At 43.7% G+C, this 13,384-nt stretch carries 5 protein-coding genes, 1 tRNA gene and 2 pseudogenes; all 8 read left to right on the top strand.

Annotated elements, in window-relative coordinates; translation table 11 throughout:
- Positions 1–169: 169 nt before the first annotated feature.
- Positions 170–243 (top strand) — tRNA-Asp (locus tag APA_RS21325).
- A gap of 227 nt (positions 244–470) precedes the next feature.
- Positions 471–635: a hypothetical protein gene (locus APA_RS21330; protein WP_201324242.1), complete on the top strand. Its 165-nt coding sequence runs from the start codon at positions 471–473 to the stop codon at positions 633–635.
- A gap of 59 nt (positions 636–694) precedes the next feature.
- Positions 695–3,967 carry a PAS domain-containing protein gene (locus APA_RS21335; RefSeq protein WP_201324243.1) on the top strand — a complete coding sequence of 1,091 codons (3,273 nt, stop codon included), beginning with the start codon at positions 695–697 and terminating at the stop codon, positions 3,965–3,967.
- 13 nt (positions 3,968–3,980) lie between these two features.
- A pseudogene (locus tag APA_RS25915) lies at positions 3,981–6,146 on the top strand (PAS domain-containing protein); the annotation flags it as partial.
- A 99-nt stretch (positions 6,147–6,245) separates the two neighbouring features.
- A pseudogene (locus APA_RS25920) lies at positions 6,246–7,481 on the top strand (ATP-binding protein); the annotation flags it as partial.
- A 180-nt stretch (positions 7,482–7,661) separates the two neighbouring features.
- Positions 7,662–11,006: a PAS domain-containing protein gene (locus APA_RS21345; RefSeq protein WP_201324245.1), complete on the top strand. Its 3,345-nt coding sequence runs from the start codon at positions 7,662–7,664 to the stop codon at positions 11,004–11,006.
- Positions 11,007–11,429 carry a response regulator gene (locus tag APA_RS21350; RefSeq protein ID WP_236579949.1) on the top strand — a complete coding sequence of 141 codons (423 nt, stop codon included), beginning with the start codon at positions 11,007–11,009 and terminating at the stop codon, positions 11,427–11,429.
- 3 nt (positions 11,430–11,432) lie between these two features.
- On the top strand, positions 11,433–13,384 hold a 1,952-nt coding region (locus APA_RS21355; protein ID WP_201324247.1), incomplete at its 3' end, for a PAS domain-containing protein.

Genomic DNA, 13,384 nt, shown 5'->3' on the forward strand with positions numbered 1-13,384 from the left:
GCGCCGCAACTCTATGAATGGGCTTTGATTAAAAAAATATGCGTAGAGTATTGACAAACGTCTTTTAAATCTACATAATGAGGAGCGCTTAAATAAAGAAAAGCAAAAAACGAGCTGCAAATCAGCCAGTCAAAAGCAATCTTTAGAATTAAATTTAAGAGCAAAATTTGGGTTCGTAGTTCAATTGGTTAGAGCACCGCCCTGTCACGGCGGAAGTTGCGGGTTCGAGCCCCGTCGAACCCGTTCTAAAAGCAAAAAAGAAAGTCATTGCTATGCAATGACTTTCTTTTTTGCTTTTAGAGACTTGCATAAAATAATTGATCCCAAAATTGGTGCGGTGGGCTAAGCCCCACGCACCAATTTTGGTTTTTATAGTGATGGGATTTTGCTGGCAAATTCTCAAGGGGATTTGATCGAAATAATAAGAAGATTCTACGATTTCTAGCTATTTAATTGCTAAGGGCTATCATATGGTTATAGCCAAAAATGGGCTAGAGGCGATCGCAATGGCTAAAGCTCACCATCCTGAGTTGATTTTGATGGTGCAAATACCAGAAATGGATGGTCTGGCATGGATGGTCTGGCGATCGCGAAAAATATTTAACAGAGCTAATGAGTATCTTCCCAAGCCTTAGCGCCTCAAAGAACTAACCCAAATTATATAAAACCTGTTAGCCCCTTAGAAGAGATAAATGTGATAAATTCTTCAAGTCTCCTCAGCCTCAAAGATTTACTATCTGCAATCGACCGCAATCCGCCGTTGGCTTCACCAGATATGACAGTCATGGCAGCGATCGTAATGATGGGTGAAACTGACTCAAACTATGTACTCGTAGTAGAAAGTCCATCAGAAAAAAATAGTCTGATCGGCATTTTGACCGAACGAGATATTGTCCGCATTATCACACAGCCCATATCCTTAGACCAGTTGCCAATTCAGGCGGTAATGAGCCATCCAGTTGTTACCATCCAAGAATCATTTTCTAATATTAACGAGGCTCTAGCCCTATTTCAACACCATCGCATTCGACATCTGCCTGTACTAGATGATAGCGATCGCATCGCTGGGGTGCTAGACAAAAGCACCTTAATCGAGATGGCGAATATAGCTAATCGTAAACAAGCCGAAGCTACACTACAGCAACTCAACCAAGATTTAGAAAAGAAAGTAGAACAACGGACTGCCGCTTTGCAAGCCAGCGAAGCAACTATTCGTACCATGTTGGATGCGATTCCCGATTTATTGCTGCGACTTCAGCGCGATGGCACTTGCTTGGCTTACGTCAAGGCTGGAATTGAGTCGGAGAAGTTTTTACCAATTGTCAATCACATTTCGGAAGTTTTACCACCGCAATTGATCCAAAAGCAGTTGCAAGTTATCGAGCAAGCAATCACTACGGGTGAATTGCAAGTCTACGAGCATCACTTTCTCAAGCAGGATCGTGTAGTCTACGAAGAAGTCAGGATACTAGCAATTAACGATCAAGAAGTTTTGGCAATCGTGCGGGATATCAGCGATCGCAAACAAGCCGAAGCAGCGATACAGCAACTCAATCAAGATCTTGAAGATCGAGTAAAAAGGCGTACTGCGGCTCTACGAAAGATTGCGCTGCGTGCAAGTCAAGCACAACAGATAGCCCATCTTGGCGATTGGGAGCTAGATCTGCACAATCAGAAAGTGATCTGGTCTGATGAAGTCTTCAAAATTTTTGGGCTTGCCCCCGATCAGCCACAACCCACCTATGAAGAGTTACTCAACTACTATCCACTGGATGAACGAGAGCGCCTTACTCATCTCGTAGATAGAGCTATTCAGCATGGGGAAACCTATACAACAGATCTAGAGATTGTTCGAGCTGATGGTTCTTCTGGGTACATTCTTGCTCAAGCCGAACCCATCTATGATCAAGCAGGACAGGTAAGCGGATTATTTGGAATTGTGATGGACATCAGCGATCGCAAATCCACCCAAAAAGCCCTCAAACGTAGTGAAGAAAATGCCCAAGCCACTCTATTAGCATTACCCGATCTAGTGTTTAGAGTTAACCGAGATGGTGAGTACATTGACTTCTTAACATCTCCCCAAGGGAAGAATCTGGTCGATCCTCAACAAGTAATTGGCAAAAGTATCTTTGAGTCTTTGCCAGCAGATATTTTGCCATCTCATTCAGAGTCTAAATACGTTGCCATTCAGCAAGCGTTTGCTAGTCAAACAGTGCAAACTTACGAACAGGAGGTCTGGATTGATGGCGAACTTCGTTATGAAGAAGTCCGCGTTGCGCCTTGCAACAATAATGAAGTAGTCTTTCTGATCCGAGACATTAGCGATCGCACACAGATTGAGAAAGCTCTATTAGAATCTCAACAGTTTATCCAAACAGTAATCGATACCATCCCGCTTCCACTATTTTGGAAGGATCGAGAGTCTGTCTATTTGGGCTGTAATCAGCAATTTGCCAGAATCCTCAGATTGTCATCAGCGGACGAAATTATTGGCAAAACTGATTTCGATCTTTCATGGACAGAAGATGAGTCGATTGCCTATCGTGCCGACGATCTGCGCGTTATGGAATCCACTCAAACTAGACTCAAAATCGAAGAAACGCTGACTTTACCTAATGGTGAACAGAGATGGATAGAAACCCACAAAGCCCCACTGCAAGACTCGACAAATAAAGTTTTTGGTTTGGTGGGAATGTTCCAAGACGTTACCGAACGTCGCCAAACAGAATTAAAACTCGCCGAGAGTAATAAAGAACTCTCCATTTTTAACGAAGAACTCGGTCGGGCTACCCGTCTTAAGGACGAGTTCTTAGCTAATATGAGTCACGAACTCCGCACCCCCCTCAACGCTATTTTGGGTATGACTGAAGGGCTGCAAGAGAAGGTCTTTGGAGATATAAATGAGCGACAACTCAAGGCATTGCAAACCGTAGAACGCAGCAGCAATCATCTGTTAGAGTTAATCAACGACATACTTGATATTGCCAAAATTGAATCAGGGCAGATGGTACTAGACTGCAACCTCTGCAATGTGGCTCACCTCTGTCAATCCAGTCTTGCCTTCATCAAACAACAAGCGGTGAAAAAACGCATTCAGCTTGAGATTAAGCTCCTAATAAACCTACCCAGCCTATTAATAGATGAGCGGCGCATCCGTCAGGTGTTGATCAATCTACTTAGCAATGCGGTGAAATTTACTCCAGAGGGGGGACGCATCACCATAGAGGTCAGCCAACTCTCTTCCGATCCAGTTACTGATGATTTCCCGTGGCAACACTTCTTGCACATTGCCGTAATCGATACAGGCATTGGTATTTCACCAGAGAATATTAAGAAGCTATTTCAGCCATTTATCCAAGTCGATAGTGCCTTGAACCGTCAATATGAAGGGACTGGCTTGGGGCTTGCCCTAGTTAAACGGATTGTGGAACTCCACGGTGGCAGGGTGGGACTAACTAGCGAATTGGGTGTGGGAAGTCGTTTTACGATTGATTTACCCTGTACGCTCGATACGCCCTCTTTATCGAACATGACAGCGGGATTTGAACTAACTGATATTCCAGAACTAGACTCCTCGCAATGTAACCAGCCCTTTACCCGATCGCCTCTTATCCTGATCGCAGAGGATAACGAAGCCAATATTAGCACTTTCTCTAGCTACCTGAATGCCAAGGGATATCGCCTGCTAATAGCTAGGAATGGACAAGAAGCAATTGAACTGACTAAAGCTCATCAACCCGAACTGATTTTGATGGATATCCAAATGCCTATTATAAATGGGCTAGAGGCGATCAGACAAATTCGTCTTGATCCAAGCTTTGCTGAGATTCCGATTATTGCGCTGACGGCACTTGCCATGACAGGCGATCGCGAAAAATGTTTAGAAGCTGGTGCTAACGATTATTTGACGAAACCAGTTAAACTTAAGCAGTTGGTTAAAATTATTCATCAGCTTTTAGCTTAAGCTTTCATCCCCAATGTTTTTAAGCAACAAAATAGTTTACGGATATACGATCGCCCTATGTATTACCTCATTAGGTACTGCAACTGGGTTGCTATTGGGGAATTACTATCATCAAGAAGTATTTCAAAAGAACCAAACTATATCGCAAGAGCATCAATCACTAAACGCCCTGCAATTAGATGTTTTGTATAATCGTCCTGCCAAACAATTATCCCCCTATTTAAAAGATCCACAAGGTTTTCGGCATGAAAGTGCAAAATGGATTGAATCCATTCAAAAAACCTTAACCCTTTTGGAAATTCATAATGCTTCAGGCGAGTTGTCAAAGATTGAAGGGCTAGAACCACTACTAAAGGAACATGAGGCTTTTCTAAGAGAATTTAAACAAGAATCTCAAGATCTGATTGAGCGATTAGATCGGTTAACTGCATCACCAAAAAACCTCGCAGAAGCAGAATCTCAGCTAGTTAAGTTTTTTAAGAGTAAAAATTTTCTGCGGTTTGTTGAGTTTCCCGAACGCCTATCCAGATTTATCCAAGCTATACACCAACATGAAAAAAAAGCTGACAATGAACTTAGTCAAGCTAAAGTACTTCGCCTGCAAATAAGTATCACTAGTTTTCTCATATCAGTCGCGATCGCGGCTTTGTTTATTAGGTATATTAGCCATGCGATCGCCATTGGGCAAGCTAACGACAAGCAAAAACTGCAAGATCGACTAGTTGAGCGTCAGCAAACAGAATCTAAATTACTCAAGAGTGAAGCTCATCAACACGCCATACTTAGTGCTCTTCCCGATATGATCATCCGCATCAATCGGGAAGGCTTTTACTCGGAATTTATTGCCAGTCCTAGCTTCCCTATGTTGGGAGTTTCGACTGATCTCGTGGGAACCCATATGTCTGAGGCACTCCCTCCTGATGTAGTCCAACAACGGATGGATTATATCCAACTGACGTTACAAACTAATTCTATCCAGATTTACGAACAAACTCTTTCTATTGATGGAAAGGAGCAAATCGAGGAAGTGCGAATTGTTCCTTATAGTGAAGATGAAGTCTTGTTGCTGGTGCGAGATATTAGCGAACAGCATTTTGCTCAGCGCGATCGCCAACAAGCTGAAATAGCATTAGCCGCCAGTGAAGACAAGAGCCGTGCAATCTTATCGATGATTCCTGAGTTAATGTTTCGGGTTGGGAGAGACTTGGTTTATCGGGAGTTTATCACTCAGCCCAAGGATTTTGCGATGGCGTTGCAAGATGTCAATCTCGTCGGTAGAACGATGTTGGAAATGTTACCCGCAGAGATAGCTCAACGTCATACTCACTATTTACAAAAAGCCCTAGATTCTGGTGAATTACAGTTCTATGAGCAAAAAGTTCAAGATGGCGATCGCACCTATGACGAAGAAGTTAGAGTGATCAAGATTAATGAAGATGAAGCCCTGTTTATGATTCGCGACATTAGCGATCGTAAACAAGCTGAATTAGCACTGGCGAGTAGTGAAGCCCATAGCAAAGCAATGCTCTCAGCCATTCCCGATCTGATGCTTCGAGTTGGGGCTGATGGAGTTTATCGGGAATTTGTCACGCAAAATCGTGATTTTGCGATCGCTACTCCCAAGATCGATCGCGCTGGTCAGTCGATGGCGGATGTGTTACCTGAAGCTATTGTCGAACGTCAGTTTTACTATTTACAGAAAGCTATAGAAACGGGTGAACTACAAGTCTACGAGCAACAAGTTCAAGTAGCGGATCGCTTGATAGATGAAGAAGTTAGAGTTGTGAAGAGCGGCGAAGATGAAGCCCTGTTTATGATTCGTGACATTAGCGATCGCAAACAAGCAGAAATAGCTCTGGGAAAAGAATTTCGCCGCAGTGAAATACTCTTTAACACTTCCGTAGATGGTCTATTTGTTTTAGATCTTGAAGGTAAGATCGTAGAAGCTAATCAGAGTTTTGCGAAGATGTTAGGCTATAGCCTCGAAGAAGTTATGGCACTGAGTATCTACGACATTGATGCCAGATGGACAATAGAAGAACTTCATAAGGGAGTTCAAGAGTTTGGGCAAGATAAAAGGGTAAAGTTTGAGACCTTTCATCGTCGGAAGGATGGCTCGCTATGTACTGTGGAAATAAGTGCTAGCAGCGTTAATTGGGCAGATGAGATCGTCCAATTTGCTATTTGTCGGGATATCACTGCGCGTAAGCAAGCCGAGCTACAACTTCACCACCTCAATCAGTCCTTAGAGAGCAAAGTCGGAGAACGTACAGCAGAACTCCAACAAACCAATGAAGAATTGATCAGTGCTACAAGACTTAAGGATGAATTTCTTGCTAATATGAGCCATGAACTTCGCACGCCTCTTAATGCTATTCTGGGTATGACTGAGGGGCTGCAAGAGCAAGTCTATGGCAATCTTAACGAGCGACAGCTTAAAGCATTGGGAACTGTTGAACGCAGTGGCTCTCACCTGCTGGAGTTGATCAACGATATCCTCGATTTGGCGAAAATTGAAGCGGGACAAATCGAATTGGATTGCACCCCCACATCAATTAGTCATCTCTGCCAATCTAGCCTGTCATTTATCAAACAACATGCCTCGCAAAAATGCATTCAGCTTGAAGTAAAAATTCCGCTAAATCTCCCTAGACTGTTTATTGATGAACGACGTATTCGCCAAGTTTTGATTAATCTGCTGAGCAATGCAGTCAAGTTCACGCCAAAGGAAGGACGAGTAAATCTAGAAGTTACGCAGTTGCCTCCTGAGTTGCCTCCTGATGTAGCTACGAGCGATCGCCCTTCACTGCAATACTTACGAATTTCTGTGATCGATACGGGTATCGGCATCTCACCAGAAAATATCAAGAAATTATTTCAGCCCTTTATCCAAATTGATAGTGCTTTAAATCGCCAATATGAAGGAACGGGGCTAGGGCTTGCCCTAGTGAAGCGCATCGTCGAACTCCATAATGGCAGAGTAGGACTAACTAGTGAATTAGGTGTGGGGAGCTGTTTTACAGTCGATCTACCCCATGATTTTTCTTCTGAAATAGTCGTCAGTAACCAACCAGAGACCACTTTATTATTGGATGCTCCATTATTGGATGCTCCATTATTGGATGCTCCAATCACTAACGAGAACGATAGTCAATCCCCGCTTATTTTATTAGTAGAAGACAACGAAGCTAATATCATTACCATTGTGAGCTATCTAGAAGCTAAGCACTATCGCGTTTTGTTAGCAAGGAATGGGCAGGAGGCGATCGCGATCGCCAAAGCTCATCAACCTGACACAATTTTGATGGATATTCAAATGCCCGTGATGGATGGCATAGAGGCGACTAGACAAATTCGCCTTGATCCTAACTTAGCTGATATACCAATTATTGCGATGACAGCATTAGCCATGTCAGGCGATCGCGATCGCTGTCTTGCGGCAGGAGCTAATGAATATGTGAGTAAACCTCTGAAGCTAAAGCAATTAGTAGCTATGATTCAAAGCATTTTATAAATTTATACCAAATAAAAAAAGCTGAAGTCTCTGCGTCGCGCAGACTTCAGCTTTTGGCTTTTAGAAATCATGTAAACAATAAAAAAAATTCTTTGTTTTTTCGGTTGAATGAGAGTGAAAGGGCTAAAATAAGAGGTAATTTCTGACTTTTGCGTGTGTTTTTTGAATTGCACAATATTTATGTCTACCGATGTAAACGTCTTCACTACAAAAGATCTGGGGGCAGCAATAGTCCATAACCCACTAGTTGTTAAGACTGAAACTCCAGTCATAGAAGCGATTGCCCTGATGAGCGAGAGTCGTGACATTGATTTGACCGCAAAGGTTCGAGCAAGCTGTGTGTTGGTAGTTGAAGGGGAACGAGTCCTTGGTATTCTCACAGAACATGATGTGGTGCGTCTTATTGCCCAGTCGCGATCGCTAGAAACGTTGAACATGCAGGCGGTAATGACCTCGCCCGTTCTCACAATTCAGGAAACTGAATTTGCGGATTTATCCGCATTGATAGAGATGATGCAAAATCAGCACATTCGACATTTGCCAATTTTGGATGATCGCGATCGGCTCTTGGGGATTGTCACCATCGAAAGCCTTTGGCAAGAGCTGCATTCCTCATCTCAGCTTTTAAACAAATCCTACGAAGCGGAGTTAAAGCAGAATGAACAAAGGTTTGTCTCGCTGATCAAAGCTGCACCTGTGGGAATTTGTCGTACTGACGAGCTTGGTAACTGTATCTATGTGAACGATCGATGGTGTCAGATTGCAGGATTAACGCCATCAGAGGCTGAGGACCTTGGTTGGATCAATGGCATTCATCCCAGCGATCGCGAACTTCTTTCGAGAGAATGGAATGATTCCATACAAGAAAATCGCCCCTTCAAACTTGAGTATCGGTTTCAAAATTTATCAGGGAGAATTACTTGGGCATATGCAGAGGCTGTAGCTGAAAGTGATGAGTCTGGCAAAGTTATTGGTTATATCGCTACGATTACAGATATTAGCGATCGCAAAGCCACCGAACAAGCTCTGAAATTGCAGCGAGACTTGAATCAGCTAATTGCCGAAATCACCAGTCGATTCATCGATATTAGCCCAGATTATCTAGATGCGGAGATCGATCGCTCCCTCCAACTGATTGGCGAAGCGACCAACTCTGACACCAGCTATCTGATCAAATTTCTGGTAAAAGATCGAGATGACTCTCCGCTCCCAGAGGGAACTGTGAGCATGACCCATGAATGGGCTCAGCCCAAATACCCTCGACAAATCGAACAAGTGCAGAATGTTCCTTTATCCGCATTCCCTTGGGCTAACGCGAAACTGCTACAGCGAGAAGTCGTGAATATACCCAGAGTTATAGATGCACCTAGAGAGGCGATAATCGATCAAGCAAGTTGGCGACAGTTCAACATAGTGTCTTCGTTATTGGTTCCCCTAATTCAAAAATCTGTTGTCACAGGAACATTAGGATTTGCATCCTTCAGCGATGTCATCAATTGGGATGAGGAAATCATTAGGTTGCTGCAAGTAATGGCTCAAACTATTGCCAATGCCCAACAGCGCGCCCAAGACGAACAGCAGCTATATGAGAACGAAGAGCGTTTGCGTCTAGCCCTTAGAGCCACCAATCAAGGACTTTACGATCTTAATTTGCAAACTGGGGAAGCGATCGTCAGTCTTGAATATGCCACGATGCTAGGTCATAATCCTGCTACTTTTCAGGAAACTAATGCTAAATGGATCGAACGTCTGCATCCAGACGATCGTGAGCATGTTACGAAAGTGTATCAAGACTATGTGGCGGGAATTTCGCCAGAATACAAGGTGGAATTTCGCCAACTTACGCAAACAGGCGAATGGAAATGGATTCTTTCTCTTGGTAGCATTGTAGCTTGGGATGAGGCTGGTAATCCCATACGGATGTTGGGAACGCATACAGATATTAGCGATCGCAAAAAAGCCGCCGCAGAACGATTTCTTACTGAGCAAGTTCGCCAAGAATTAAAATTCCTAGAAAATATTCTCGATATTGTCCTTGCAGGCTATTGGGATTGGAATCTGCAAACTAACGAGGAATATCTCAGTAAAGGACTAAAGCAAATGTTTGGCTATGAAGATGATGAGTTGCCCAATTCTCCTGAGACTTGGCAACATCTGATCTTTGATGAAGATTTACCAATGCTTTTTGATTGCTTTGACCAACATATCCAGAGCTACGGGGAAATTCCATTTTACAATGAAGTCAGATATCGCCACAAAGATGGCTCTACAGTCTGGGTCAACTGTTCTGGCAAGGTGATCGAATGGGATCAAGAAGATAAGCCCCTGCGAATGATCGGTTGCCACATCGACATTACTAAACAAAAACAGGCTGAGAATCGCTTACGCAAAAGTGATATCCATTTAAAGACTGCTCAACGAATTGGTAGGCTAGGAAGTTGGGAATTTATCCTCGATCCTGAGCAAGTCATTTGGTCAGATGAGTTGTTTCATATCTTTGGACGGGATAGGACTATGGCTCCTCCCAATTTCGATGAACTCCAAGAATTAGTACATCCTGACGATCGCGACCATCATCAGCAAGCCTTACAGACAGCTATTGTCACTGGACAACCCTTTGATATTGAATTCCGATTCTTCCATCAAAATGGCACGATCAGATATATCCAAGCAAGGGGAGAACCGATTTTAGATGCTTCTAATCGCGTCATTCAACTAATAGGCACGGCTCTAGATATTAGCGATCGCAAACAAGCAGAAGCCAACCTGATCCGCACCACCACGCAGTTAGCTGCCTCTAACCGAGAACTAGAAGCCTTTGCTTATTCGGTTTCCCATGATTTGCGATCGCCTTTACGAGCGATTGACGGCTTTAGCCAAGCTCTCATCGAAGATTATGGAGACAAATTTGATGATGAGGGCAAGGATTACTTTGATCGCATTCGTCGGAATATTAAACGTATGGGGATGTTGATTGACGACCTCCTGCGCTTATCCCGTGTGTCTCGATCTGAGATGCGATATAGCGAGGTCAATCTCAGTATGCTAGTTGCTGAACAGTTAAATGAACTGCAAATAGCAGACCCAGAGAGACAAGTTAAGTTTGTGATAGCTCCAAATGTATTTGTCTCAGCCGATAGTACTCTGATTCAGATGGTGATCAGCAACTTGGTACAAAATGCTTGGAAATTTACTAGTAATCATGCGACGGCGAGGATTGAATTTGGCTTAATCCCCCCTGCAAATGAACAAAATGCTCAATTCACCTATTTTGTGCGCGATGATGGAGCAGGATTTGATATGAACTATGCCGACATGCTTTTTGGAGTTTTTCAACGCCTACACAACAACAATGAATTTGCAGGAACGGGTATCGGACTTGCCACTGTACAACGGGTTATTCATCGTCATGGTGGGCGCATTTGGGCAGAAGGCGCGATCGAGCATGGTGCGACTATTTATTTCACCATACCCGATACCATGCCCAGTGCAGTGACTAATTTGCCAATCGGAATAGGAGATTAAATCATGACTTTACGCCCGATCATACTGGTTGAAGATAACCCTGACGATGAAAGATTAACAATTCGCGCCTTGCGTCGCGGTAATGTTGTCAATGAAATTCTCGTCGCCCGTAATGGTGAAGAAGCCTTGTCAATAGTATTAAATGCTAATCCATTACCAAGTTTAGTCTTACTAGATCTCAAGCTACCTAAGATTGATGGACTGGAAGTATTACGACAGATTCGAGCTAATGCACGTACACATTTATTACCTATAGTTGTGCTGACATCCTCCAGCGAAGAGCGCGACATCATCGATAGTTATAACTTGGGAGCGAATAGCTATGTACGAAAACCAGTGGAAATCGAAAAGTTCACGGAAGCTGTACGTCAACTGGGGTTGTACTGGGCAGTCATTAATGAAACCAATCCAGGAGGCTTGTAAGCCATGACTGACAGCCTAAAGGTCTTAAGTATTGAAGATTCGGAGGACGATGCGCTTTTAGTAATGCGCGAACTGCGCCGTGGGGGATTCAATGTTGTCTGGGAACGAGTAGAGACAGCCGAAGCTCTCCGCACGGCCCTAACTAGCCAAACTTGGGATGTGATCATTTCTGATTACCATTTACCTAAGTTCGATGCATCTCAAGCACTTCAAATCGTCAAACAAGAATTTCCCGATCTTCCTTTTATAGTCGTCTCTGGTGTAATTGGCGAGACTTCAGCGGTACAACTGATGAAAGCAGGCGCTCATGATTACCTAATGAAAGGGAGCTTAACTCGGTTAGCTGAGGCTGTACGCCGAGAAATTCGGGAAGCTCAGATCCGATTAGAGCGCCAACGTTCAAAACAGGAGCTAGATAGCGCCCAAGAACGTCTGCAACTCGCCATTGAAGGTTCAGGCATTGGTCTATGGGACTGGAATATTCAGACAGGGGCAGTAACGATCAATGAGCAATGGGCTAAAATCATCGGTTATTCTATTGAAGAGTTATTACCGATCGGTTTTGAAACTTGGCAACAGCATACCTATTCAGATGATTTTCAGAAAGTTAATTTTGCTTTAGAGCAATGCCTTCGCCAAGAGACCCAGAGCTATGAATGCGAACTACGAATGCTCCATAAATCTGGCGTTTGGATCTGGGTATTGAGCAAGGGTAAAGTGGTCGAATGGGATGCCACTAATAAACCATTACGGATGACGGCTACGTATCTAGACATCTCTACTCGCAAACAAGCAGAACTGCGAGTAGAGATGCAAAATTCGATCTTGGAACGAATTGCAAAAGGAGAACCTTTGCCAGATATTCTGGATATGCTGGTACGTGCGACGGAAGATCAAATTGAAGGAGGGATCTGTTCTATTTTACTTTGCGATCGCGATGGCATATTGCATCTGGGAGCAGCGCCCAATTTGCCCGATGCTTACAATCAAGCCATCGAAGGGCTAGCAATTGGCGAGGGTGCTGGCTCCTGTGGCACAGCAGCCTTTCGCAAAGAACCTGTGATTGTTATTGATATTGCCATCGATCCACTTTGGCAGGATTTTAAGGAATTAGCCTTGACTCATAATTTGCGATCGTGCTGGTCATTTCCTGCGATCGCTAGTGATGGTTCGGCGCTAGCCACCTTTGCCGTTTATCACCACGATATTCATATTCCGCAGCCACGGGAACTAGAGGCGATCAGTCTTGCTGCAAATATTGTCGAAATTGCGATCGAGCGGGAACAAGCCACCCAAAACCTAGAGCAGTTAAATCGAGAATTGGAAGATCGGGTGGAACAACGCACCGAGGCTTTACGGCAGAGTGAAGCCAGCTTGCGAGAAGCACAACAGATTGCCCATCTTGGTAGTTGGGAACTGGATGTGATCACCCAAAAAGTTACTTGGTCAGAGGAGATTTTCACTATTCTCTCCCTAGACCCCGATAGCTCTACATTAACCCATGAACAATTTATCCAATTTTTAGCACCCCATGAGCAAGAGCGCTTAAAACTACTGAATGAAAGAGCAATTAGATATCGAGAATCCTTTACCCTTGATGCAGAAATTGTCTGTGCAGACGGCTCCATTGGTTATATTTTTATTAAAACTGAGCCGATCTGGAATTCTCTGGGAAAGGTAACCCGATTGTTAGGAATTGTGATGGATATTAGCGATCGCTATGCCATGCAAGAAGCTCTACGACGCAGCGAAGAACGAGCCAGAGCTACTCTTAAAGCCTTACCAGATATTGTATTTCGAGTTAATCGCGAAGGAAAATATATGGATTTTATGGTGTCACCTCAAGGTGGACATCTCGTCGATCCTCAGCAACTAATTGGAAAAAATATTTATGATACTTTTCCCATACCTAGTTCGACAATTTACGCAGAACGCAAATATACGGCTCTTCAGCA

The organism is Pseudanabaena sp. lw0831, from assembly GCF_016584665.1.
GTDB lineage: Bacteria > Cyanobacteriota > Cyanobacteriia > Pseudanabaenales > Pseudanabaenaceae > Pseudanabaena.

Coding starts and splice junctions, on each gene's coding strand:
- APA_RS21330 (WP_201324242.1), top strand. CDS start 471: ATGGTTATAGCCAAAAATGGGCTAGAGGCGATCGCAATGGCTAAAGCT.
- APA_RS21345 (WP_201324245.1), top strand. CDS start 7,662: ATGTCTACCGATGTAAACGTCTTCACTACAAAAGATCTGGGGGCAGCA.